We start from the raw sequence: 24,052 nt of genomic DNA on the forward strand, positions 1-24,052 counted from the left end.
TTAGTTCACTCCCTGTTTATTGTTCTCTAAAAATTCGTTTAGCTGATTTCTTGTTGGATATCCATCGTTGTCTCCCTGAGATTGAACGGCCATGGCGCCGATGGCATTTCCACGAGTTACAGCTTCTTCTATCGTCAAGTGTTTCAATAATCCACTAATGACTCCTACAGCAAATCCGTCGCCTGCCCCAACAGTATCAATGACTTCGGGAACTTTAAAACCGCTTACAATTCCTTCTTCACTTTTCGACTGGTAATAAGCGCCTTCTTCCCCGAGCTTAACAATGACGAGCTCAACCCCTCTGTCTAAATAAAAGGCAGCGATATCCTTAGGATTTTTATAGCCGGTCAAAATTTCCCCTTCTGTCAAACCAGGCATCACATAATTGGCTTGAAATGCTGCTTTATTAATGACTGTTACCATTTCTTCTTCTGTATTCCATAAAGAAGGGCGCAAATTGGGATCGAATGTTACTGTTTTCCCAGATGATCTCATAAAATTCAGCGCATGCTCAGCAAATTCTCTCGTATGCAATGAGATTGCCAGAGGTATTCCCGTCATGTGCAAATGGCTGGCTGATTGAAAATATGCGCTATTGAAGTCCTTTTTGTTTAATTGGCTTGCAGCTGAGTTTTTTCGAAAATATTGTACTTCCGGATCGCCTTTGATTACCTTCGATTTCAATTGAAATCCGGTTGGGTATCTGTTGTCCACTTCAACATTGCCGATATCGACATGCTCCTCTTGTAATCGATCGATGATGAACCTTCCAAAAGCGTCTTCCCCTACCTTGCTCACCCATCCCGACTTAAGCCCGAGCCTTGCCAAACCAATTGCCACATTCGTTTCAGCTCCGGCCAGCTCTCGTGTAAATTGCTTGACCTTGTGCAGCGATCCTGGTTCATCCGCGATAAACATAGCCATGGCTTCTCCAAAAGTAATAACATCTAACTGATTCACAAAGACTCCTCACTTTCATTCGTTTTTTCCAAGAACATTTCGATATACTTTTTGATTTGATCCAATGACTGTATTGGAAACTCTATCGCTTTTAACATTTTTCTTGGAAAATACGATTCTATCTCTCTCCATTTTTCCAAAGAAATCGGTATGGTAACTCGTTCACCGTCAATGCTTTCAACCTGTTTAAGATGGATATAGGCAACATACTTTGACAGCTGACGTACGGCCTGATCCCCACATTCATTCACATAATCCCAATTGCCGGTATCAAAGGTCATTTCAATTGGCACCTTGTGTTCGTAAACGGTTTCAAAGAACTCGCGAAGTCTGTCAATATTCCCGCCATGATGCGTTTGATCATTTTCTATCAACAATTTCAGGTTGTTTTCTGTTATTCTGCTGTTCCGCAGTACTTCTTTTAGAAGACGTATGTCCGAAGTTGATTTTTGATAGTGACCTAATGATAGTTTAAGAATCTTTGCTCCTAATCGGTATGCTTCATCAATTACCATTTCTAGCTGGCTGTTGTTTAGCTTTCCTCCCTCCTTCCAAAGCTCAATCGGCGCTGAGTATACGATATACAGACTGTGCCTTTGCAACTCGATTTTTATATTTTTAAGCGGTAGACCTTGCGCTTCTTGAAACAGTTCCCTGCGGATTTCTGCTCCATATGCTCCTGACTGGGCGATGAGCGGAAGAAAAGACTCCTGCCCTTTTTCTATGACTTGATTCTTGGGAAAAACATTTAAAGGAACAATCACATGATTCATCGATTTGCTTCAACTCACTTTTTATAAACCGGTTTATTAATTTGATTAAGTCGATTATAAAACAATTGAAAACGCTTTACAAATGTTTTTTTATTGTCACACGATTTTTTCTTTCAGAAATGTCGATTTTCATACCATAACATCGAATATAGTAAAAATGTCCTATATCTATATTCACTCTTTTAAAATATAATATTCTGGGAATTATACTATAAAATGCTAGGGGGAATAGAATGAAGCGCTTAGTATCACTACTGTTAGCAGTTGTTATTGCCTTTGGAGCTTTACCTGTGATGACTTTCGCAATTGAGTCGAACGAACCAAAATTTGATGAGTTTTTAAAGAATATTGGCTGGGATAAGCAAGACTATCTTGATTATCTTGATAGCAAAGAGTGGAAATTAGGAGATTTTGAGTCTATCGATGAGCTTGGAACACCACTTTCTGAAGAATCTATTCAGTCTATACTTCAGGAATTTGATTTGACCCGTGATGAGTTAAACGCACTTCTTGTTGAAAATGGTGATCTAGAAGAAGGTCAGGACGTATTAGAGGGCGCCTCTATTATATTTGCTGAAGAGCTTCAAGAATTTGTGGACTTTTACTTAAATGGCTCGGAAGGTACACCGATTGATGATAACAATCTTCAGCAGCTTCTTAAGGATTACGACTTTGAATCAAAAGAGGCGCTCGAGCAGTTTTTAAAAGAAAAAGACGATTCTCTTGAAAACTATGAATATATTGAAGATCTTGAGCTTACTATTGATATTTATATACACGGCGATAAATACATAGACGAATTTTCTGGTCTTTTCACAGAATTTGGTCTGACAGACAAGGAACTTGAGAAACTCTTTAATCATCTTGAAACTCTTAATTTATCCGATCCTGCGTTTGAAGAAAAGATGACTGAGCTTAGTAATCGAATGATGGCGTTTGAGAATTTTGAAACAGCCGAAGAGCTTACTGCTGAACAAGTCGCAGAGATTTTTGATATTTTTAATGACATGCTTGATCTTTTCCAAGTAGAAACAAAGTATTATCTTGCAAAAGACGGTGAAAAAAAAGCAGTTTCACTTAACGATTTGATTTCTATGAACACAACAAACGGATATGATCTGTTAATCGAAATATACAACAAACAAGGGGAATTTCTCGCTGATGTATTGTTAACTGCAGATATGTTTGGCGCAGAAATCATTCAAGAAACCGGGAAAAACATTAAAGAAGCAGAGAAAATCGTGACAGAAAATAATCCAGCACCCGAAGCTCCAAAAGCGGAGAAATCACCTGTAAAAACCGTGAAAGGAGCCAAGCTTCCAACAACTGCTTCCGATTATGCTGTAAACACTTTAGCTGGATTAGCATTTGTTGCAGCTGGTATTTTCTTATTCCGCCGCATCAGAGCTAAAGGAATCTAATGAATGAGAAGTGCTATTAAAAGAAGGAGAAGGAGCAAACGCAACAAACGTTTGCTTCTTCTTTCCCTGGCTGCTGCACTTATTTTGTTTGGACTGTGGTTTAGCGGAACGAATGCCTATACTTTTTTAAAAGGCTACCTGCTTTTTAAGACAGGTCAAGTAAATGCTGAAGACTACAAAGTGAATTTGGGAGCTGCAAACGAAAAGGAACAAGAGCAGGAACCACTCTACCAAGATCGTCCTGAAATTGGAGAAGTGATTGGCGATCTTATTATTCCGAAGCTGGAGGCAAAGCTTCCAATCTATCACGGCACAGATGAAGATGAACTGGAAAAAGGGGTGGGACATTTCGCTGGAAGTGTGTTGCCTGGTGAAAAAGACAATTCAGTCCTGTCAGGACACCGGGATACAGTGTTCCGTAAGTTGGGCGAGGTTGGGAAAGGCGACCTGCTTGTCGTTCAGACTTCCGCAGGTAAATTTACGTATAAAGTAAGAAAAGTACGTATTGTGGACAAGAATGACCGGACAGTAATCGTACCAAAACCTAAAGCAACACTAACTGTCTCCACCTGTTATCCGTTTGATTTTATCGGGGCCGCCCCAGAGCGCTATATTCTTGTGGCAGACTTAATTTCATCCGAAAAATAAGCAATTCCCTAGCCAAGAAGGGGATTGCTTTTTTTATGGAATGATTATATTGACCAATTATTTCCTACACCGTATGATGATTGTAACAAACTGAAGGTGAAGGAGATGAAATGATGAAACAATACGCAAGACCCCCCTGCTAATATTCAGAATCACTCCGTTCACGGGCACCTCCGTATTTTGATTGACTAATTGCAATCAAAATATGAGAGGAGCTCAAGTTATGAGTGTGAAAGCAAATATTAGGAAGCTGTATGCAATCCGGTTTTTTTACAATCTAATACCTGCTTATGTCATTGAGAGATTGTTTTGGGAACAAAGAGGTATGACCATCCAGATGGTCGTATATACAGAAATCATTTTTGCGGTCACTGTTGTATTGTTGGAGGTTCCCACAGGGATTATCGCCGATAAGTGGGGACGGAAGAAAATGATCGTGTTAAGCACCATATTAGAAGGTTTCATGTTTCTCATCCTGCTGTTTGCAACGGAATTCTGGCAGTTTGCCGTCGCTGTTTTTTTAGCGGGCATTGCACGTTCGGCAAGCAGCGGGTCAGAAAATGCTTTGCTTTATGATTCATTGCTGGAAACTGGCCAGGAGCGCACCTTTGAAAAGTATCTCGGCCGCTTGAATGTGTGTGATTTCTCTGCCATCATCTTGGCAGCATTATCAGGGAGTTATTTGGCAAGCAGGTATGCTTTTGAGTTGAATTATTGGATATCTGTTGTCAGTATGATTGTGTCTGTGTGTGTATCGCTACTATTAGTTGAGCCCGTTATTAAAAGCAAATCCGATGAGTCTATTAAGATCAAAGAATATCTAACAGTTTCCTTACACTTTTTCAGAAAACATCCTAGTGTTTGTCTTGTGCTGCTCTCTGGCATGGTTACCGGCGCAGCCATAAGCTTCATTGATGAGTTCTGGCAGCTTTATTTGAACCGGTTGGAGATTCCAGTTTTATATTTCGGACTGTTCTCGGCAGTCATTATGATCGTGAGGCTTCCGGGCAATATCTTGGCGCATGCAATAAAAAAACGCTTCCGATACCGGACGATATTATCGGGCGTGACCACTGCTTTTGCCATTGGGCTTTTCTATGTATCCATGATAAAGGACTATACGAGTTTGTTGGCTATTTTTTTCATTTGTCTGATATCAGGGATCATTGAGCCTATTACAACAGGATATTTGCATCATCGAATCGATTCCTCCATGAGAGCAACCATGGATTCGTTTCAGTCATTAGGGCTAAATGCTGTTCTAATCATACTAGGTTTGGGCTTTGGTTATTTTTCATCCAAATATGATGTTTTCGGCGGATTTGGGTTCATTGCGGTTATTTGCACTCTATTTTTGGGTTGTTTTTTCATTTCTTCTAAACAATTGTTTGATTAAAAGCGAAAGGGTTGATCTGATTCCAAGATCAACCCTTTTTCATCCGAATTATTTTATTGACAAATCAGAAAATTGCACTTATTCTTATTTTGACTGTATAAGTCAATCAACATTCAAATGATTTGGTGTAAATAAATGTAGAAATAATCTATGGAGTACTCAACTAACCGAATGGGAGGTATTTTTTATGCTAGATAGGCAATTTCCATTAGCAGAGAAGAATACAGAACGAGTGATTGTCATTGGCGGAAGTATAGCAGGTTTACTGGCTGCAAGAGTGCTATCAGGATATTATAACGAAGTTCTGATTATCGATCGTGATGACTTTCCTGATAAGCCCGAGAACCGTTCCGGTACTCCCCAAGCTTTTCAGCCCCATCGATTAACTCCACGCGGCATATTGATTTTGGGACGTTTCTTCCCTGGCTATAACGAGGAATTGCTGGCACACGGAGCCCCTTCGGCTTTGAACAAATTAAATCATATGATTAATTCATATGGAAGCATGGTTATGGCAAACCAAGAGAATGAGGCAACATTCAGCAGAGCGCTGCTGGAATGGGTATTGCGAAAGCGTGTTCAAGCCATTTCCAATGTTCGTTTCCTTTGCAAGAAAGAAGTTATTCGTCTGCTTTCATCAACGGATCGTTCTACGATTACCGGCATTCAAGTTCGGGATCGCGATTCAGCCGAACAGCAGCAGCAAAAGATAACAGCAAACCTTGTAATCGATACCAGCGGACGTTTCTCGAAAGTAGTCAGGTGGCTTACAGAGATTGGCTATGCCGTACCAAAGCCAGAGATGCTGAAGGTATCGCTTGGATATAGCACCCGCCACTATAGAATCCCTCCCCATCTGGCGGCAAAATGGAATGTGATTCACTTAGCAGGTGATCCAGTTAAAGGAACAAATGCAGGGGTATTTTCCATCATTGAGAATAATAGAGCAGAAATTGTACTTTGGAATCTAGGCGGCCGTTACCCTTCAACGAATCCGGAGCAATACGAACGTGAGATTTCCCAGCTTGCCAGCCCGTTGTTTGCGGAAGTAAGGCAAGAGCTTGAGCCTATAGCGGCTCCGCGGGGTTATCGCTTGCCGGAATTATTCCGCCAACGATTTGAACAGATGAAACGATGGCCATCCGGTTTATTGGTCATGGGAGATGCCTTTTGCAATTTTGATCCGATCTATGGTCAAGGAATGACTGTCGCGGCGATCGAAGCAGAAATTCTTGAAGCTAGCCTGAGAGATCAGCACAACAATCCTGAGCCTGATTTTGAGCTTAGCGTACTCAAAAAAATGCAAGATTCAATAGAACCCGCTTGATGGTTGAATTGCGTGTCCGATTTGCGTTGGCCGGGTGTAGAGTATGTGGGCTCTGAACCATTTAAAGGATTGAAATTTGCACAGAACTATTTTGAATACATTCTTAAATCGGCGACGGAGCAATCTAATTATGAATTGTACGGACTGTATTGGCTGGTGAATTCGTTATTTTTACATCCACGCGAACTGTTCAATCCGCAAATTGTAACATCTCTGTTTGCAGAAAGCGATTCCTCTGATGGAAAACGACTGTTAGATGAATTAACCAAGGGATCAAATAAACCGCTTGAAGAACTGCTTGACCAATTCATTCCCTCCTTCGAACGGGCATCGTTTTCTTCGATGAAGGATCTTATGCAGCAATCTGAAACATGATATGATTTTTACAAAAATAGGGCTAAAAGTTGAACATAACTTTTAACCCTTTTGAAAGAATTTTATTTATCGTTGGAAGTTGAAGTCTCTTAATTAACTGTCGGCGGGGCTTTTTCAATTTCAGCTTCCTGTCCTGAGCTTGAAGTTCGCATTAACAGCAAATAGGATACGAAGCCAGCCCCTATCCCTAAAAACCAAGAATAGGTATAAAGCTGCTGTAAAGCCGGGATGATTAAACCGATAAAGGAAGCGAGTAATCCAATGCCTAATGCAATAAGCGCCTTCGGATTCCAGCCATTTTTATAAGCATAGATCCCGTCTTTTTTATAAAAGCTATCTAAGTCATAATTCCCTTTCCTTACAAAATAAAAATCCGCTACCATGATTCCGGCGACAGGGCCGAGTGCGCCCCCTATTGCTCCTAGAACATTAAAAATCGTTCCGGCATTATCGAACCAAAGCCATGGCATGAAAAATATAGCAACTACGATAGATATAAGCCCTGCTCTTACAAAAGTCAGTTTCTGAGGAAGCAGGTTCACAAGATCGTACGCCGGAGAAACGACGTTAGCTGCCACGTTTACTGACAACGTAGCAATGAGTAAAGCAAAAGCCCCCAAAATTAATACTATAGGGTTGTCAAACCTCTGCAAAAGCTCTACAGGATTCCAAATCGGTTCGCCAAAGGCAATAACCGTGCCTGATGTCGTGATAATACTCATGATAGCAAAGAGAATGGCAGTTCCCGGCAATCCGATCGCCTGTCCGATCACCTGATCCCTTTGACTTCGAGAAAAACGAGTGAAATCCGGAATATTCAGAATCAATGTCGCCCAAGTACCTACAAGACCGGTTACCGAAACCCAGAATATGCCCCAAAATTCTCCCCCTGATAGTGTAGAAGGTTCTTCAAATAGAGGTCCTAATCCTCTCGAAACGAATATCGCCCATACGACAAGCCCTAAACCTAATACAATAACGAGCGGTCCTGCCCAAAGCTCAAAAAATTTAACGCGTTCCATTCCATGAGAGATGATATAGGCATGTAAAATCCAGAACAGTGCTACTGCAATTGCCTCGTTTAAACCCATGCCTAAAATATTAAAGGCGGATAAACTGTTCCACCCCGGTATTAATGCACCTAATACAGCACCTACTGCCATACTTCCGGCATACGCCTGCACCGCAAACCAAAAAATAGCAACAAATGCCCGAATAAGTATCGGAAAATGGGCTCCATTATAGCCAAAAGAAGCACGAACTAAAACCGGGAACGGCAGACCATATTTTGCACCGGCAACACTATTCAGCCACATAACAATAATAAGAATAATATTTGCAATAATTACAGTTGCTAACGCCTGCCAAACACTCATACCTAACCCAAGCAAGCTTCCCGCTGTCTCATACGCCACGATGTTATGAACCATTCCCATCCATACCGTCGTGTAATTGATCCAATTCCAATTTCTTTTCTCCTTGGGAACTGGTGCAAGATCCTCATTGTACAGCGATGGATCCTTCACATTCAATGCATTTGTCGCTTCCGGTGAAATGGTACTCAAGTTACATCCTCCTTTTGTTAATAAATTTTATTAAAACCCAGGTGAGAAAATAGGGTTTAATAACTTATTTAATAGAGAATCTCTGTGTAAACTTGCAAATCTATAACCGAAATACAGACAAGATCTACCAATCGTCGGGAACAAAAACGAATACACTGTTGCAGTAAAACGGATAAAACATTGTTTATTCCATAAATTAGTCTCATTCTATCAAAGGATCTAACCAATGTTCTTCTTTTAGAGAGGAAATCTAACATGTATTTTTTCTAAAATTCAATTTATTCCGTCGCTTTTCAAGAAAACGTAAATGTGGTTAACAAAGCGCGAAACTATTTATCCTGCCAGATGCGCATACAAGTGTGATGATTTCTTAGGGTTTTATTAGAGCGGGACAGAGAGATTGTTCGGGGATGATGGGGGTAAGTCGCAAGAAGGCTGTGAAGGACAAAATGCAGAAAAAGTGCCTGAGAATTGTCCTTCATACGGGTTCTGTAGGACATTATAGAGCAAAAGTGACAGGGAATTGTCCTTCATTTGAGTTATGAAGGACAATATGCAGAAAAAGCGCCTGAGAATTGTCCTTCATTTGGGTTCTGTAGATAAAAAATAACATAACAGCCTATTTACTAAAGATTAGCTGATTTTTCAATTTTACGTATCCACTTGTAGTAAATTAATACAAGTATCAGCAAAATCGGGTCGCAAATGGCTGAATAACCTAATTTCCACCACCCGTAATGAAAGTAACCCCAGGGTTCGGGCAGTAACGTTAATGACTCATAAAACAGAATAAACAGAACCCACAAAAAGGTATAAATAAACCGCTTTACAAGCGAAGAATGAAAGGGATACCAATTTAAAAACATCGTATTTACCGGTGGTATAACCATTGTAAGCGGAAGAAAAGCAAACCACTCAATATGATTTGCAGTAAAATACCAATAACCTTTGTATTGAAAATCCAAATACAAATCAACGAGTGATTGAAAAGAAATTGTAAACGTCCAAATATGGACAATTTGATTTGTAGTAAGTCGTTTAATTGTTAAAAAAGCAACCGAATTAAATAATATAATTGCGATAATGAGTCCAATCACTTCTGAAAAACTCCCTTTTTGAAAGAGTCTTTCCTTATTCGTATTTCCTTATTCCAGCAAGCCTTTTATGAGCGATCAATATATGCCAAGGTTATATTGGTCTCGCAGGCTAATATGAAATCCATTTTATTTTACCAAGCATTCTTGACACTTTCATTTTGCTTGATGATAAAAGATAAAAAATAGAGCTTCTCCTTTTATAGGGAAAGCTCTTTTGAAAGAATGACTTCCATATACACAGATTGCAAGCTGAATACTTCACAGGCCGAGGCAAATATAAGATCGTTTTAATTCAATGTACAAACACTATCCCTATTCTCTAAATAATGTGATACGATCCAATGCCGGGAAGAGATTTCCTCGCCTCTGATCAATTTGATTAAATTACGCGCTGCAGTCATGCCAATTTCCTCCGCAGAGTATTTAACCGTTGACAATTTTGGACGAATAAAGGATGACATATCAATACCATCAAAGCCAAAGATAGAGACATCTTCGGGAACGCGTAACCCTATTTCCAGCAAATAATTCATCGCCCCGATCGCTATTCTGTCTGTAGCACAAAATATTGCAGTTGGCATTGATTCGGCTTCGCAAATCTTACGCATAGAAGTTATTCCATCCTCTACAGAAATCCCGCTTTCCACAACCCAATCCTTGTAGATGGAAATACCCGCCTCATTCAACGCTCGCACGTATCCTTGATAACGGTGATCTCCTGAGGCAATATCTCCGCTTCGTACCCGAAGCATGGCAATTTTTCGATGCCCCTGTTGGATAAGGTAAGTCACCGCTTCATAAGCTGCAGTAACGTTATCTACGTGAACAGTCGGAACTGTATCTAAACTATCCCGGCCAACCAAAATGAGTGGAATATTGGATACTTTGATACCTTTAACAAGCTCTTCTTTTAGATTCTCACTGGCTAAAATAATACCGTCCGCCTGTATTTCACGAAACATATTAAAATAATGGAGCTCATTTTCAAGGGTTCCGGCGGTTAAGCTTAGCATGATGTTATAGCCGTACAGTCTGGACACTTGATTGATACCATTGATTAAATCATCCAAAACGGTATTTTTCACTTCTGGCACCATGACGCCAAGTAGAAGGGATTCTTTCTTGGCAAGATTTCTCGCCATTGCATTGGGGAGAAAATTCGTTTGCTCCATCGCCTTCAGAACCCTTATACGGACATCATGATTGACGGGTTTACTGTTATTTATGACTCGGGAAACGGTAGCAATAGATACTCCAGCCATTTGGGCAATATCTTTAATCGTTATTTTCAACTGATTTCGCCATCTTTCTTGGAAAGTTCAAATCGAGCATACATCGATCAGGAAAATATTTTCCCGGAGATTTGAGACATATTATATTCAAAGACTTTCATCCAGTCAACTATAAGTGGTTAGTATATAAATTTATCTTGACAAAAGAATTGAAAGCGTTATATCTTAATTACAGGAAAACGTTTACCTGTGTTTATTTCATTTCGTCATGAAATTATGATTCTAACGCAATTTTCATTAGATCATTTTGTTTTCGGGGTTTATTTTCTTAGGATGAAATGTATTTAACAGGAAACCGTTTACCTAAAAGGTTTTTTAATCGGTTTCATCAACCATATTTCTGCTGCTTTTTCAATAGAATTTTGGGGGCAACGAACGATTTCAGGCAGCATCAAAATCACGCAAAGGAGTTTCGAAATATGCAAAAGAAATGGTGGAAAGAGAGCGTCGTATACCAGATATATCCTAGCAGCTTCAAAGATAGCAACGGTGACGGAATAGGGGATTTGCAAGGCATCATTTCCAAATTGGACTATATAAAAGAGCTGGGTGCAAATGTGATCTGGATCTGCCCAGTTTATCCATCACCCAATGATGATAACGGTTACGATATCAGTGATTATACAGATATTATGGATATCTTCGGAACAATGGCGGATTGGGAGCAGCTTTTGAAAGAGATTCACCAAAGAGATATGAAGCTAATTATGGACCTGGTGCTTAATCACACATCAGATGAACATCCGTGGTTTATAGAATCGCGTTCTTCCAAAGATAATCCGAAACGGGATTGGTATATTTGGCGTCCAGGCAAAGACGGAAAAGAACCGAACAACTGGGAATCGCTGTTTAGAGGTTCTGCATGGCAATATGATGAACTGACAGATGAATATTACCTGCACCTGTTCTCTAAGAAGCAGCCTGATTTGAATTGGGAAAATCCCGAAGTTCGCGAAGAGTTATATAGGATGACCACCTGGTGGCTGGATAAAGGAATTGATGGATTTCGTATCGATGCCATTTCGTTTATTAAAAAGAAAGATGGACTCCCGGATGCGCCCAATTTGTCTGGAGAGCTCTATGTACCTGCTTGGGATTGTCATCGAAACCAGCCGGGAATACATGATTTTTTGGCAGAGCTGAAAGAGAGAGTGTTTAACAATTATGACATTATGACAGTAGGAGAAGCGGACGGCGTATCGCCTGATGATGCTCTTTTGTATGTCGATGAAGCACTTGGAAGCTTCAATATGATTTTTCATTTCGAACATATGGGGCTCGATAGCGGAATCGGAGGCAAATGGGATTTAAAACCATGGCAGCTTCCAGATTTGAAAAAGATCGTGACAAGATGGCAATCAGGACTGCATGCAAAAGGCTGGAACGCATCTTATTTAGAGAACCACGATCAGCCGCGATCCGTATCAAGATTCGGAGATGATCAGAAATATCATAAAGAGTCAGCAAAAATGTTGGCTACTTTCCTAATGACTATGCAGGGAACACCTTTCATTTATCAGGGCCAGGAAATCGGCATGACAAACGTAAAGTTCAATTCCATTGAAGATTATAAGGATGTAGAAAGCTTAAACCTCTACCATGAAAGCTCCGCCAAAGGGGACGAACATATACAGAAAGCCTGGGATTACATATACTCCAAAGGCCGCGATAATGCTCGTACCCCCATGCAATGGAATGACCTGCCGCATGGAGGGTTCTCTGAGGGAAATCCATGGATAGCAGTAAACCCAAACTACAAAAAGATTAACGTCGAGCAGTCGTTAAAGGACAACGATTCTATCTTCTACTATTACAAGGAACTGATCCGGCTTCGCAAAGAGAATGATGTTATTGTGTACGGCGACTATCGTCCTATCCTGGAAGATGACGAGAGAGTATATGCTTGCCTGAGAACATTGGAGGATGAGGCTGTGTTGGTAATCCTTAATTTTTCAAGGGAACCGGCGGACTTCGTTCTTCCAACGGATTGGAAATACGCAAACAACCACTTGCTAATCGCAAATAATGAAGTAAATCCTGAAGAAAGTATTAACAAATTTACATTACTCCCTTACGAAGCTCGTGTATACAAACTTTCAAATTAAAATTCATTTAAAAGAGGTCTGGCTAAGCTAATTAGCCTGCCAGATCTTTATATTTTAATTATCGGAATATTAAAACAAAGGGGATGTAACTTATGATTACGAAAGAGAAACCTGTATACAAGGAGACCAGCAACGATTCAATGTTGCAAAAAATTGGGATGAAAGAAAAGATTGGATACGGCTTTGGCGATTTTGCAAGCAATTTGCTTTTTTTCGCAACTGCGACATTTTTGACGTTTTTCTACACTGATACTGTTGGCTTGGCAGCCGGAGCCGTAGGAACGCTAATGTTGGTAGCACGAATTCTAGACGCCTTTGCAGACATCGGCATAGGAGCTCTTGTTGATAAGACAAAGAGCAAGCATGGAAAGGCACGCCCATGGTTGTTGTGGATGGCGGTACCATTCTCTATTTCCGGAATTCTCTTGTTTACGGTACCGAATACAGGACCTGTTGCTACGTTAATTTATGTGTATATTACGTATCTCCTCATGAATTTTATTTATTCAGCTATTAATGTCCCTTATGGTGTTTTAAATTCACTGCTCACACAGGATGCCTACCAAAGATCCGTCCTGAATATCTTCCGTATGGTACTGGCGAATTTAGGAGCCCTCTTTATTACCTTTTTTACATTGCCATTAGTAAGCGTTTTCGGAGGTGGCAAGACGGGCTGGATCTTCACTTTTTCTATCTTCGGTATAATAGGCACGCTTCTGTTTTTGTTTACATTTACGTCTACACGAGAGCGCGTGAAACCCTCCGTCGTTCATAAGGATGTTCCATTTAAGCGCGGGGTAAAAGCGTTGTTCCGAAATAAATATTGGGGATTAATGGTTGCATTCACGATTGTTTTTTTCTCAAATAATGCATTGGGAAGCGGCATCAATGTTTTTTACGCACAATATATTTTGGAGGATCGCGATCTAGTCGGAATTCTGGGAATGGCAAGCTTGCTGCCGCAGTTGCTCGGCTTTGGAGTTCTAGCTCCCATTATTAAACGAATTGGAAAGCGAAATGCCTCTTTAATTGGAAGTTTCATCATGATTGCCGGATCGTTGATAGTAGCGTTCCAACCAACCAGCCTGGCTTTAGTTATTGCTGGATTAATCATTAAAGCACTTGGAACAGCTGCAATTATGGGGACTGTTTTTGCTATGCTGGCTGATACTGTCGAGTACGGTGAATGGAAAACCGGTATTCGTACGGAGGGACTTGTATACAGTGCGGGAAGCTTCGGAACTAAAGCGGGCAGCGGATTGGGGACAGCGGCAGTAGGATGGGGCTTAGCTATAGGGGGATACATTGGTGGCCAAACGACAGTAAGCGCTTCAGCCAATTTCGCTATTCAATTCCTGTTTATTTATCTACCGGTGATTTTTTCCCTGATTCAAATTGCAATATTATGGTTTCATAGGCTGGATCGCCAATACTCCGATATTATTAAGGAATTGCAGTGGGTGAGATCGCGATAACCTAAAAGGCTATGTTAATAATAGAGCCATGTACATCACATGGCTCTAAACTACTCATTATTTTTGAAAAACGTATTCCCCATCGCCAATATTAATCGTTTTTCCTATTAAATGATTAGCCTCCGATTGAAAAATTACTTTAGAGAACTGATTCACATTTCCCTGTTTGAAAATAAAGGTCTGTTCTCCGATGCCAAGGGTTACAGAAGCAGCATCAGATTCTACAACTGATAGTCCAAATAAAGCTTGCCAATGTAAAGCAGCAGAAACAGGGTCCGTAACATTGAAAACTGCTGACTGTATCTCGACATGACCAGCCGGATGCGGTTGGATGATCCCTGAATCGTTCAAATTAGCCAGGCGATCAGCATCTGTGTCTTTCCACTGAATGACGAACGGGTAGACGAGCCCTTGAAAGTTCCCGTCTATCGTCATCATTTTCCATTCTATCAATCTTCCGTTAGTGTCCACGCGCTTCCCATCCATAATAGGGGACAGTTCCAAACCATGCGATCTCAATGAAGCCGCTATCGTTTGAATGTCATCGGTTCGAATCGCAACACGGCTCAACATTTCTTGTTCCGGTAAAGCGGCCACAGCATCTTTGACGACTAAATTGGGTACATCTGCATTGATTGCTGTTTCTCGGTCTTCAACCCCTAAAAACTCAATATAGGTCAAACCAAAATAACTAAGTGCATTATAAGTGCCCCACTCTGTATGAGAACCTCCTTTGAACGCAGTCAGTCCATTTTCATTAAAGGTTTGAATGGCGTCATCCAGATCATTCACATAATGGACGATATGGTCCCATTGTACTGTTGTCATTGATTACCCTCTCCTAACTCCGTTGTCCGCTTAAGACACTTCGTTACAGTCCGGCAGCAATCTGCTGTTATTTAATTCATACATTGCAGTCCACTCACTTTCTATTTTTCAACCAGAATGAAACCATCATATTTATCTTCGGATTTAATATACTTTTCAAACTCTTCTGATTCGTATGCAGCTTTTAAATCTTTTGCCCACTGCGTATTTTCATCTTTTTTATTGATGGATACGATAATTCGATGCTGCTTCGGCGTATTTTCGATCTTCAGTGAATCGGTAATCTTTTTGCCCGAATTTGCAATATAGTTTCCATTTATGACACCGTAATCAACATCTTGAAGAGATACTAAGATTTGGGCCGGGTCCAATATTTTGAATGAGATTTTATATTTATCCGGTTCTACACTACTAATATTAAAATCTGCTGTTCCCGCATCTTCTTTTACTTTTACCCAACCTAGATCTTCTAATATCCTGACGGCACGCTCTTGGTTCACTGGATCATTTGGAAGTGCAACTGTCGTACCATCTTTGACTTCATCGAGTGACTGATGCTTAGTGGAATGCAAACTTTGCGGAGCACTCGGAACAAAGGTAATACCTGTCATATCGGCGTCTATCTCTTTATTGATCGCCTCCATGTAAGCTGTGCTCTGGAATATGCTCGCGTCAATTGATCCATCCTTCATTGCCGGATTCACCTGCATGTTTTGAGAGAAGGTTTTAATATTTACTTTGTATCCTTTCTCTTCTAAAATCGGCAGAATTCCTTTACGAAATTGTTCTTCATACGTCCCAACGCCAAATCCGATCGTAATATCTTTCTTTTCTTCAGCATTTTCACCTGAGCTTCCTTCTTGTCCACACCCTGCCAAAATGAATATAAGTCCAACGAAAATAGTAAAAAATAATTTTTTCATTACATTGTCTCCTTTTCAACTATAAAATTTTTAAATTGCAGCAGCGCCTCGTCTGTTACATTGACTGGAATTGAACAATTTGGCGCTAAGCAAAAAGGTTTATCTGCCATTACTCTTAATGCTGATTCAGCCTGTTCTTGAATGCGGCTAATTTCATTTGTTGCAAATAAAGTATGGTCAACCCCTCCAATCTTTGTCGCTTTCAGGGAAGCATCCAAATCATGATTACCCATAGCCTTCGTGTCCCAGCTGATCCCCTCAATTTCATAATCGTTGAACCGTTCCGGATGGGAATAAGGACCGCACGTATGAAGGACACGCTTCCCATACCGTGCAGCATCAAGAACGATCGAGTCATACGGTCTGGAAAACTCATTAAACGTTGCTTCGTCAAATAACCCGGGATGAGCAGTACCCGTAACTGCATAGAATATCCCATCAGTTCCGGCAGATCTTAGCTCCGTTATATAATCCGCCAAAGTTAATGCGATCGCATGCAAAGCATGATGGACACCTGCTCGTTGTTCTGTTATCAATGTTTCAATTTGAACAGGCTTTTCGATTCCGAAAATCGTCTCACTATTGAAATAAGCAGACTGGCCTGTCAAAAATAATAAGATGGACAACGGTGAAAAGATCGTCTGGATAAGAGGAGTATTCGGAAGTCCCTCTCGAATTTGTTTTACAGCCTGAAGCTGTTCTGCTAATGGAGCAGAATGCGCCGCCTTTTTTTCTTGGATATCCCATACACGTGAAGCAGCTGGGACTACTGTACTCGTTTGTTTAGGGAAAACAGATCTGTATTCTTGGAAATCGTACGTATTTCCCCATATTTCTGCTAAATACGCTGCCCTAGGATTGATTTTCACCCAATCCCAATCGAATTTTTTTGTGAAGGCTACAGTCGTTTCCGCTAAGTCATCGGCTGTCTGTTCTTTGTCTATGAAATGACGCCAGCCGCTGACCATCGGCCTGTCTGCCAGTTCACCAGTAAGTATAGCATCAAATCGATCTTTCTTTGTCCATTCGCTCATTCAAATACCCTCCATTTTCGCAAATATTATCGTCTGCTCTTAGTCTCGTCGGACTTTTCGCGCCAATAATGTTCCGGTTGATTGGATTCCTTGTACAAAAATAACTAATACAACAACGGTTGCAACTACGACGACCGTATCGAACCGTTGATAACCATAGGAAATCGCCAAATCACCAACACCGCCGCCGCCAACGACTCCAGCCATCGCGGTGGCTCCAATCAAGCCAATCGTTGCCGTCGTTAATGATAAAATTAATGATCCGAATGCTTCCGGAAGCAAAAAATGCCAAATCACTTGAAAGGGTGTTGCCCCCATTGCTTCTGCTGCTTCCAAAATTCCCGGATTCACTTCGAGCAAAGAGTTTTCGACTAAGCGTCCGATATATGGCGCGATATATATAATCAGCGGAACAATTGCCGCACTCGTTCCAATTGATGTATTGACGATTAACCGAGTAAACGGAATAATTGCAACGAGCAGTATGATAAACGGCAATGAACGGACAATATTGATAATCGGATTTAAAATCGCATAAATTCCTTGGTTTTGCAGTACGCCGCCTGGCCTTGTTACAACCAGCAATATTCCCAATGGAATCCCGATTAATGAACCGATCAATAATGACATCCCCACCATAAACAGCGTCTCATTGATCGCCAGTAAAAACTGATCTAACGTAATCGTAGTTGACATCATGCTTCATCTACCTCCTCAATCATAACGCCTTGTTCTCTTAAAAATGACAAGGCTTGATCGACAGCTGAATCCTCTCCAATTAAATGGACCACCAAATTGCCAAGTGTTGTCCCCTGTATCTCCGTCGTGTTGGCAAATAAAATATTAACTTTGATGTTATAATTGCGAATCAATTCATAAATAATCGGTTCAGATGCACAATCACCGACAAACTCCAATTTATAAGGCTGCCTGTCTTCTTTTTCTAATGTCTTTTGTATACTGACAGGAATTCGATTGTGAATGACTGTCCGAACAAAATTCTCCGTCGTCGGATGCTTCGGATGTCCAAATACTTCCAGAACCGAACCCTGTTCAATAATCTCGCCCTCTTCCATGACCGCAACCCGATTGCATATTTTTTGAATGACAGCCATTTCGTGCGTGATAATCATGATCGTAATGTTGTACTCTTTATTAATTCTTTTCAATAATTGCAAGATGGAGCTTGTTGTCTGAGGGTCCAATGCAGATGTTGCTTCATCACACAAAAGAATGGAAGGGTTTGATGCAAGTGCTCTCGCAATCCCGACACGCTGCTTTTGGCCGCCTGACAATTCGTTGGGATAGCTGCCTGCTTTGTCACTTAACCCGACAAACTCGAGAAGTTCATTCACTCGCTTTTTGATTTCTTGTTTACTCTTTTTCAACAAAACAAGTGGTAATGCCACATTGTCGTATACTTTTTTAGACTCCAACAAATTAAAATGCTGAAATATCATTCCGATTTGCTTTTTAGCTGCGCGTAATTGCTTCACGTTAAAGCTGTCTAACGCTTGTCCATCAACGAACACCTGACCCTTCGTCGGCCTTTCCAAGTAGTTCACCAGACGGATTAATGTGCTTTTGCCCGCCCCGCTGTAGCCAATAACACCGAATATATCTCCTTTTTCAACCTTTAAGTCGATCCCTTTTAGAGCCTCATTAGAGACCCCTTTGCGCTGATACGTTTTGTAGACATTTTTTAATTCAATCATAGGCCCTTCCTCTCTTAATCTTTGTTTTCAGCCTCACAACTCCTGCATTTCACTTAGCGCCCAGACACTGAGAATAAGCTGCTTAAAGCCTGGTCCAAATCTTTGATAATATCATTTGCGTCCTCCAGTCCGACTGAAAGGCGAATCAATCCGTCTGAGATGCCAAACTTGAGTCTCTCTTCCTTAGGTATGGCTGCGTGAGTCATTGATGCAGGATGCTGTACTAATGTTTCCGGATCACCCAAGCTGAACGAGATCATAGCCAATTGTAAAGCGTTGATAAGTCTCTTCCCTTCAACAAGGCCTCCTTTCACTTCGAAAGAAATGATTCCACCCATTCCTAACATCTGTCTTTTTGCGAGCTCATGCTGCGGATGGGATTTCAGGCCCGGGTAATACACTTTTTCTACAAAAGGGTGTGATTCCAGGAATTCAGCAATTTTTTGTGCACTGCTGCAATGTCTTTCAACTCGCAATCCCATGGTTTTTATTCCTCTCAGAATGAGAAATGATTCCCACGCATTTAAATTCTGTCCTAAGTCTCCCATCAGTTTTTTTCGCATAAATTCAATCACGTCTTTTTTGCCGACCACGAATCCGGCGAGTACATCACCGTGTCCGTTAATATATTTCGTCGCACTATGAATGACAATATCAGCCCCGATGTCCAAAGGTTTTTGCAGACAAGGGCTCATAAACGTGTTATCAACAATTAATGGAAGCTGGTGCGCTTTGCATAGTTCCCCGATTATTTTGATATCGAGTACAGTTAGCCGAGGATTAGACGGTGTCTCAATGTAGACCGCTCTTGTGTTTGGTTTTATGGCGCTTAGTAATGAAACGATTTCCGTACAGTCGACAAAGTCAACTTCAATACCAAACCTTGGGGCGAGTGACGTTAGGAAACTGTATGTTCCTCCATAAACATCCTTTGTCACAACGACATGGTCGCCATGTTTTAAAAAGCCCAATAATGCAATGGATATAGCAGCCATTCCACTGGCAACGCCGAGGGCAGCTTCTCCACCTTCCAATGCTGCAATTTTTCTTTCCAATACGTGTAATGTCGGATTCCCATATCGGCCGTAATACACTCCTTTTGCTCCATCCGACACGACTTCTGCCGCCGTTTCCGCATCTGGAAATGCATAAGCAACAGCCGGTACGACACTTTGAGAAATTGCTCTTGTCTCTGGATCGGGAAATTGGTTATCATGAATAATTTTTGTGTCCATACTCCAGTCTTTTGTCATCGTGAGAATCAGCCCTTTCTATCACTTTCTATTTCTTCAATCCTTTGAATCGAGGTTGATAGACTCCTTAAAATATGTACCTGCATCGCTTTTTCCGCAGCATCCGGATTTTTCTCTGCAATTTTTTGTAAGATAAGACTGTGTTCCTCATCGGCTTTTACGTCCCAATCACCATACTTTGAAACGAACCGGCAGTACCGGAGTGCATGATCCTTTAAAATATTCAATATTTTTTCGAACGTTTTAAGACCACTCATTTCGGATAAATAGTCATGAAACTCAAATCCATACGAGACAAAGTCCTGCCTATGGCCTAATTTAAAAGATTGCCTCAGTTTCTCCAGCATTGCTGTTAAATGTTGAATATCCTCTTCTTTTGCATTTATTGCAGCCTCCCTTGCAATGAACCCTTCCAGCATACTCCGAATCTGAAATATCTCTTTTACTTCTTGCTTGGTAACTGAAGCGACTTTCAATCTTCCATTTCGCTGCCGAATCAAAAATTCTTCTATCTCCAGCCTCTGTATTGCTTCCCGTAATGGAGTCCGGCTGATTTCCAACAACGCCGCCAGATTTTCTTCCCTCACAATTTGATCAGGTTCCAAATCGCCGCAGATGATTTTTTGCTTGAGTTCTAAATAAGCATAGTCTTTTGACATTCTGCGAGCCCGGGTGTCAAAACGGTTCATTTTGCACATCTCCTCGTAAACGATTCATGTAAATGGCTTTTCTGTATAAGCGTATAATTGTATACAATTATTTTTTGTAATAGAAAGACTCATTACTTTTTGATGAGTCTTTCTATTGCATATGATCCAATCATTTCAGCTTTCTTTTGAAACATTTCAAATTTTTCTGAATATTTTATGTAAAAATATTATATTTCCTTACAACTTTTAAAGTCAATGGTAATTGTTAGAAACATCATACTTTTTATCGCAAAAAAATCCCCCTTTGGAAAACCAAAGGGGAAATAAAATTAAATCAGGATCCCTACATATGATCGCGGGGAATTTCAGCATTCCATGTCTTCGTAAAGATCTGTTTGTCTGATTCAAATGCTGTGACTGTGTTCTCAAGATAGAAATTTGTTGCATCGGCTGACATCGTACTGACATTTTCCAGTCTTGTCTGCCAATCTTCTCTACCTATATGCAACGTCCATTCACAGCGAACTTTTGCAGAGAGAGGATCGCCTTCTTCAATTGTATAAATGTTTCGGTTAGTGCTGCCATATTCGAGACCATTTTGCAAAAGCTTGCGCGATCCTTCATCAGAAAAGTCTTCTAAGGTCCACACCCCTTGAACGACATCATGCTTAACCTCTCGTGTACGGCTTTCCGTCCGAAGGATTTCCCGATCAGCTACTTTAGCAGTTTCCGGTACACCAAAGTCAGGCAGCTCATCATCTGCAGCTTGAGGCGGACGCACCGGAAGCTTGAGATTAGTCTTTTCACCCGGGAATACATTTAGAGTGACTGGCTCCGGGGATGGCCATGCTTGCGGCCAGAAGGTTGGTGACAGTGCGACCTGCCATCTGTGTCCAGCTGGAAGTACGTGACCAATGACATTAAGCTTTACATTCACCGTATACTTCTCTCCAGGAACCAGCGGCTCTGGGAATTCATGACTGTCTCGATGCGTCAGATTAAGCATTCCCCAGGTTACCATTGTCGATGATCCGTCTGGCGCCACGTCACACAGGCGTACAGCAAGCAAAGCGTTCGGGCGGTCAGAAGTCAACTCAACCGTGACCTCAGGATGGCCAAGAATCTCCATTGGGGCTTCCAGCGGCTCCGATGTAAAGCAGACTGACAATCCATTTTCCAGACGTTGGTCTGCGGGTAAATCACCAGGCTGGCCAAACGGACAGAAGACACCGGCATAATGACCGTAACCCTACATTCCTGTAACCATAATTGCTTGCTCTTCTTCCGGTGCTTTCACCAGCTTTTGTTCCGCAAGATAATAATGCTCAGGGGTAACATTTGGCGAAGGCCATTGCGATTCAGCTACCCAACGTCCCGGACGTTCAGGATATTCCGTATGCGGCGGCACGCTGTCCTGCATCCATGCCCTTAGCATCGGCTCATCCATAATACCGGTGTCGTTCCCTTTCAGCCAGTGATCCCACCAGCGCAGGCATTCCTGGAGAAAACCGATCGACGGCCCGGGAACGGCAACCTCCGGATATTCGTGCGCCCAGGACCGATCAGTCCTTTACGCGGTCCTGACAGTCCCTCAAGCAGGCGCGGGATCGCATTTGTATACCCATCAGCCCAGCCGCCGACAGCAAATATCGGGATGTTAATATCAGAGTAGTCCTCGCACACAGATCCATGCTTCCAATAGTCATCACGGCGTTGGTGTCTCACCCATTCCTCCACAAACGGAGGTGTTTTTTCGAGTCGCTCGAGCCAGTTTGAGCGCCACTCTTCTCCCACAATGCGCGGATCTTGCGGCCTTGCGTTGTACGCCAGCATTGTTGAAGCCCACCATAGCATGTCTGATGACAGCATACAGCCGCCTTTATAGTGAACATCATCCGCATAACGGTCGTCGGTTGAACAGAGAGTAATGACCGCTTTTAGCTGAGGAGGACGGCGTGCAGCCACTTGCAACCCGTTGAAACCTCCCCAGGATTTGCCGATCATGCCTACATCCCCTGTGGACCAAGGCTGCGCCGCAATCCAGTTTAATACCTCTATAGCATCATCCTGCTCCTGCGGCAAGTATTCATCATACATAATTCCTTCCGAATCACCGCTTCCGCGAATATCGACGCGAATGCTTGCATAGCCATGTCCGGCAAAGTAAGGATGGCGGATGGAATCTCGCAATGCCGTAAAGTCATCTTTACGATATGGGATATATTCCAAGATAGCGGGCACCGGATTCTCCTCTGCGTCCTCCGGCAGCCAAATCCGGGCAGAAAGCCGAGTCCCGTCCGACATTGGAATCCAAACATGCTCTATCTCACTTACTTTGCGCGGAAATTCTTTCTTAATAGATAGGTTAGAGTCTCGTACGTTAAAAACCATTCATTTACCTCCTACGTTAATTTATATTGATAATCATGATTATATTTTTTATTATGATTATATTAACACACCCTTTTTGCTGATGTAAATTAACCAACTTTAAATGGTAAACTAATAAGACACGTGAATAGATGTGAGGAGAATGACGATGAATAATAAAGAAATTCAAAAAAGCCGTATGTGGAAGTATTTTGTCGATGCAACAGCTGAAATTATTCAAGAAGAAGGCATCGAAAAAGTTACGATAAGAAAGGTGGCTGATCGGGCAGGCTACAATAGTGCCACCATTTATAATTATTTTTCCGAGGTTTCCCATCTCATCTTTTTTGCCTCCATGAAATTCTTGAAAACCTATACCGACGATGTCGCTAAATATATGGAAAAAGGAAAAAACCCTATTGAAAAATACGTTTTGGCGTGGGAATGCTTTTGCACCCATTCGTTTAAACAGCCGAAAATCTTCCAGGCGGTTTTCATCATGGATTTAGGTGATCATCCGGAAAATATGTTGGCAAATTATTATAAAATATTTCCTAATGATTTAATTAATATTCCGGATGAACTCAAACCGATTTTGTTCAAACGGAATGTGTCAAAAAGAGGAAGATCCGTCTTGGAGATTGCCATGAAGGAAGGGTATATAAAAGAGGAAAGCATTGATGCTGTAAACGAAATGACAATCCTTATCTGGCAGGGAATGTTTACAAATATTTTAAACCATCGAAGCAGTTATGAGCCTGAGGAAGCTGTGAGGATCACGATGAAATATATTTCTGATATTGTTCGTAATGTGGATGCTTTAGAGTTTAAAAACACTTAAAAAA

General features: G+C 41.4%; 23 protein-coding genes and 1 pseudogene. 8 read left to right on the plus strand and 16 right to left on the minus strand.

What is annotated here, in order from left to right:
• The gene (locus tag JOC74_RS12110) at nucleotides 1-960 is read right to left on the minus strand and encodes a sugar kinase (RefSeq protein WP_082364118.1); all 960 of its coding nucleotides are present in this window, start codon (nucleotides 958-960) and stop codon (nucleotides 1-3) included.
• Nucleotides 957-1,733 (minus strand): sugar phosphate isomerase/epimerase family protein, encoded by a 777-nt coding sequence (locus JOC74_RS12115; protein WP_053604815.1) that lies wholly within the window; start codon nucleotides 1,731-1,733, stop codon nucleotides 957-959. The genes JOC74_RS12110 and JOC74_RS12115 overlap by 4 nt, the downstream gene beginning before the upstream one ends.
• Before the next feature lie 233 nt (nucleotides 1,734-1,966).
• Between JOC74_RS12115 and JOC74_RS12120 the strand changes: the two genes are divergently transcribed.
• From JOC74_RS12120 to JOC74_RS24130, 5 genes are all read left to right on the plus strand, one after another.
• Nucleotides 1,967-3,154, plus strand: coding sequence for a processed acidic surface protein (locus JOC74_RS12120; protein ID WP_053604816.1), 1,188 nt, complete (start codon nucleotides 1,967-1,969; stop codon nucleotides 3,152-3,154).
• Nucleotides 3,155-3,157: 3 nt separating this feature from the next.
• A complete protein-coding gene (srtD, locus tag JOC74_RS12125; RefSeq protein ID WP_053604817.1) occupies nucleotides 3,158-3,802 on the plus strand; it encodes a class D sortase, LPxTATN-specific in 645 nt (214 codons plus the stop codon).
• A 223-nt stretch (nucleotides 3,803-4,025) separates the two neighbouring features.
• The gene (locus JOC74_RS12130; RefSeq protein WP_053604818.1) at nucleotides 4,026-5,198 is read left to right on the plus strand and encodes an MFS transporter; all 1,173 of its coding nucleotides are present in this window, start codon (nucleotides 4,026-4,028) and stop codon (nucleotides 5,196-5,198) included.
• 187 nt (nucleotides 5,199-5,385) lie between these two features.
• Nucleotides 5,386-6,525: an FAD-dependent oxidoreductase gene (locus JOC74_RS12135; protein WP_312883813.1), complete on the plus strand. Its 1,140-nt coding sequence runs from the start codon at nucleotides 5,386-5,388 to the stop codon at nucleotides 6,523-6,525.
• A 12-nt stretch (nucleotides 6,526-6,537) separates the two neighbouring features.
• Entirely contained in the window at nucleotides 6,538-6,900 is a 363-nt protein-coding gene (locus JOC74_RS24130; RefSeq protein ID WP_312883814.1) for a hypothetical protein, read from the plus strand.
• An 89-nt stretch (nucleotides 6,901-6,989) separates the two neighbouring features.
• Here the strand turns inward: JOC74_RS24130 and JOC74_RS12140 are convergent, their stop codons facing one another.
• The 4 genes and pseudogenes from JOC74_RS12140 to JOC74_RS23940 form a co-directional block, all read right to left on the minus strand.
• Nucleotides 6,990-8,465, minus strand: a complete 1,476-nt coding sequence (locus tag JOC74_RS12140) for an NCS1 family nucleobase:cation symporter-1 (protein ID WP_053604819.1) — start codon at nucleotides 8,463-8,465, stop codon at nucleotides 6,990-6,992.
• 626 nt (nucleotides 8,466-9,091) lie between these two features.
• Complete coding sequence (locus JOC74_RS12145; RefSeq protein WP_053604820.1) at nucleotides 9,092-9,562, minus strand: hypothetical protein; 471 nt, start codon at nucleotides 9,560-9,562, stop codon at nucleotides 9,092-9,094.
• Nucleotides 9,563-9,849: 287 nt separating this feature from the next.
• Complete coding sequence (locus JOC74_RS12150; RefSeq protein WP_312883823.1) at nucleotides 9,850-10,734, minus strand: LacI family DNA-binding transcriptional regulator; 885 nt, start codon at nucleotides 10,732-10,734, stop codon at nucleotides 9,850-9,852.
• Nucleotides 10,720-10,857, minus strand: a pseudogene (locus JOC74_RS23940) (LacI family DNA-binding transcriptional regulator); the annotation flags it as partial. The pseudogene JOC74_RS23940 and the gene JOC74_RS12150, both read right to left, overlap by 15 nt.
• A 416-nt stretch (nucleotides 10,858-11,273) precedes the next feature.
• Here JOC74_RS23940 and JOC74_RS12155 point away from each other — a divergent pair.
• Together JOC74_RS12155 and JOC74_RS12160 are read left to right on the plus strand one after the other, a co-directional pair.
• Nucleotides 11,274-12,959, plus strand: coding sequence for a glycoside hydrolase family 13 protein (locus JOC74_RS12155; RefSeq protein WP_053604821.1), 1,686 nt, complete (start codon nucleotides 11,274-11,276; stop codon nucleotides 12,957-12,959).
• 92 nt (nucleotides 12,960-13,051) lie between these two features.
• Nucleotides 13,052-14,434 carry an MFS transporter gene (locus JOC74_RS12160; protein ID WP_211086160.1) on the plus strand — a complete coding sequence of 461 codons (1,383 nt, stop codon included), beginning with the start codon at nucleotides 13,052-13,054 and terminating at the stop codon, nucleotides 14,432-14,434.
• A gap of 57 nt (nucleotides 14,435-14,491) precedes the next feature.
• Here JOC74_RS12160 and JOC74_RS12165 read toward each other — a convergent pair whose 3' ends face one another.
• From JOC74_RS12165 to JOC74_RS24145, 10 genes are all read right to left on the minus strand, one after another.
• Entirely contained in the window at nucleotides 14,492-15,262 is a 771-nt protein-coding gene (locus JOC74_RS12165; RefSeq protein WP_053604823.1) for a VOC family protein, read from the minus strand.
• A 101-nt stretch (nucleotides 15,263-15,363) separates the two neighbouring features.
• Nucleotides 15,364-16,185 (minus strand): MetQ/NlpA family ABC transporter substrate-binding protein, encoded by an 822-nt coding sequence (locus JOC74_RS12170; RefSeq protein WP_053604824.1) that lies wholly within the window; start codon nucleotides 16,183-16,185, stop codon nucleotides 15,364-15,366.
• On the minus strand, nucleotides 16,185-17,219 hold the full coding sequence (locus JOC74_RS12175; RefSeq protein ID WP_053604825.1) for a uroporphyrinogen decarboxylase family protein: 1,035 nt from the start codon (nucleotides 17,217-17,219) through the stop codon (nucleotides 16,185-16,187). The genes JOC74_RS12170 and JOC74_RS12175 overlap by 1 nt, the downstream gene beginning before the upstream one ends.
• 39 nt (nucleotides 17,220-17,258) lie before the next feature.
• Entirely contained in the window at nucleotides 17,259-17,918 is a 660-nt protein-coding gene (locus tag JOC74_RS12180) for a methionine ABC transporter permease (RefSeq protein ID WP_053604826.1), read from the minus strand.
• On the minus strand, nucleotides 17,915-18,934 hold the full coding sequence (locus tag JOC74_RS12185) for a methionine ABC transporter ATP-binding protein (RefSeq protein WP_053604827.1): 1,020 nt from the start codon (nucleotides 18,932-18,934) through the stop codon (nucleotides 17,915-17,917). The genes JOC74_RS12180 and JOC74_RS12185 overlap by 4 nt, the downstream gene beginning before the upstream one ends.
• Nucleotides 18,935-18,987: 53 nt before the next feature.
• The gene (locus tag JOC74_RS12190) at nucleotides 18,988-20,187 is read right to left on the minus strand and encodes a trans-sulfuration enzyme family protein (RefSeq protein ID WP_053604828.1); all 1,200 of its coding nucleotides are present in this window, start codon (nucleotides 20,185-20,187) and stop codon (nucleotides 18,988-18,990) included.
• A gap of 8 nt (nucleotides 20,188-20,195) precedes the next feature.
• On the minus strand, nucleotides 20,196-20,876 hold the full coding sequence (locus JOC74_RS12195; RefSeq protein WP_053604829.1) for a GntR family transcriptional regulator: 681 nt from the start codon (nucleotides 20,874-20,876) through the stop codon (nucleotides 20,196-20,198).
• Nucleotides 20,877-21,180: 304 nt separating this feature from the next.
• Nucleotides 21,181-21,966 carry a CocE/NonD family hydrolase C-terminal non-catalytic domain-containing protein gene (locus JOC74_RS24135; protein WP_312883815.1) on the minus strand — a complete coding sequence of 262 codons (786 nt, stop codon included), beginning with the start codon at nucleotides 21,964-21,966 and terminating at the stop codon, nucleotides 21,181-21,183.
• 120 nt (nucleotides 21,967-22,086) lie between these two features.
• Nucleotides 22,087-22,272: a hypothetical protein gene (locus JOC74_RS24140; RefSeq protein ID WP_312883816.1), complete on the minus strand. Its 186-nt coding sequence runs from the start codon at nucleotides 22,270-22,272 to the stop codon at nucleotides 22,087-22,089.
• Between the two features lie 32 nt (nucleotides 22,273-22,304).
• Complete coding sequence (locus JOC74_RS24145) at nucleotides 22,305-23,141, minus strand: CocE/NonD family hydrolase (protein ID WP_312883817.1); 837 nt, start codon at nucleotides 23,139-23,141, stop codon at nucleotides 22,305-22,307.
• Nucleotides 23,142-23,376: 235 nt separating this feature from the next.
• Between JOC74_RS24145 and JOC74_RS12205 the strand changes: the two genes are divergently transcribed.
• Nucleotides 23,377-24,048 (plus strand): TetR/AcrR family transcriptional regulator, encoded by a 672-nt coding sequence (locus JOC74_RS12205; RefSeq protein WP_053604830.1) that lies wholly within the window; start codon nucleotides 23,377-23,379, stop codon nucleotides 24,046-24,048.
• Nucleotides 24,049-24,052: the final 4 nt, after the last annotated feature.

Origin of the sequence: Bacillus capparidis (assembly GCF_017832095.1) — a bacterium.
Classification (GTDB): domain Bacteria; phylum Bacillota; class Bacilli; order Bacillales; family Bacillaceae; genus Bacillus; species Bacillus gobiensis.

Excerpts from the sequence above, each read along its gene's own strand:
- JOC74_RS12185 (WP_053604827.1), bottom strand. The coding sequence starts at position 18,934 with ATGATTGAATTAAAAAATGTCTACAAAACGTATCAGCGCAAAGGGGTC.
- JOC74_RS12175 (WP_053604825.1), bottom strand. The coding sequence starts at position 17,219 with ATGAGCGAATGGACAAAGAAAGATCGATTTGATGCTATACTTACTGGT.
- JOC74_RS12150 (WP_312883823.1), bottom strand. The coding sequence starts at position 10,734 with ATGGAGCAAACGAATTTTCTCCCCAATGCAATGGCGAGAAATCTTGCC.
- JOC74_RS24145 (WP_312883817.1), bottom strand. The coding sequence starts at position 23,141 with ATGTCGGACGGGACTCGGCTTTCTGCCCGGATTTGGCTGCCGGAGGAC.
- JOC74_RS12165 (WP_053604823.1), bottom strand. The coding sequence starts at position 15,262 with ATGACAACAGTACAATGGGACCATATCGTCCATTATGTGAATGATCTG.
- JOC74_RS12130 (WP_053604818.1), top strand. The coding sequence starts at position 4,026 with ATGAGTGTGAAAGCAAATATTAGGAAGCTGTATGCAATCCGGTTTTTT.
- JOC74_RS12135 (WP_312883813.1), top strand. The coding sequence starts at position 5,386 with ATGCTAGATAGGCAATTTCCATTAGCAGAGAAGAATACAGAACGAGTG.
- JOC74_RS12195 (WP_053604829.1), bottom strand. The coding sequence starts at position 20,876 with ATGAACCGTTTTGACACCCGGGCTCGCAGAATGTCAAAAGACTATGCT.
- JOC74_RS12120 (WP_053604816.1), top strand. The coding sequence starts at position 1,967 with ATGAAGCGCTTAGTATCACTACTGTTAGCAGTTGTTATTGCCTTTGGA.
- JOC74_RS24135 (WP_312883815.1), bottom strand. The coding sequence starts at position 21,966 with ATGGAGATTCTTGGCCATCCTGAGGTCACGGTTGAGTTGACTTCTGAC.
- JOC74_RS12170 (WP_053604824.1), bottom strand. The coding sequence starts at position 16,185 with ATGAAAAAATTATTTTTTACTATTTTCGTTGGACTTATATTCATTTTG.
- JOC74_RS24140 (WP_312883816.1), bottom strand. The coding sequence starts at position 22,272 with ATGCTAAGGGCATGGATGCAGGACAGCGTGCCGCCGCATACGGAATAT.
- JOC74_RS12115 (WP_053604815.1), bottom strand. The coding sequence starts at position 1,733 with ATGAATCATGTGATTGTTCCTTTAAATGTTTTTCCCAAGAATCAAGTC.
- JOC74_RS12160 (WP_211086160.1), top strand. The coding sequence starts at position 13,052 with ATGATTACGAAAGAGAAACCTGTATACAAGGAGACCAGCAACGATTCA.
- srtD (WP_053604817.1), top strand. The coding sequence starts at position 3,158 with ATGAGAAGTGCTATTAAAAGAAGGAGAAGGAGCAAACGCAACAAACGT.
- JOC74_RS12155 (WP_053604821.1), top strand. The coding sequence starts at position 11,274 with ATGCAAAAGAAATGGTGGAAAGAGAGCGTCGTATACCAGATATATCCT.
- JOC74_RS12205 (WP_053604830.1), top strand. The coding sequence starts at position 23,377 with ATGAATAATAAAGAAATTCAAAAAAGCCGTATGTGGAAGTATTTTGTC.
- JOC74_RS12190 (WP_053604828.1), bottom strand. The coding sequence starts at position 20,187 with ATGACAAAAGACTGGAGTATGGACACAAAAATTATTCATGATAACCAA.
- JOC74_RS12180 (WP_053604826.1), bottom strand. The coding sequence starts at position 17,918 with ATGATGTCAACTACGATTACGTTAGATCAGTTTTTACTGGCGATCAAT.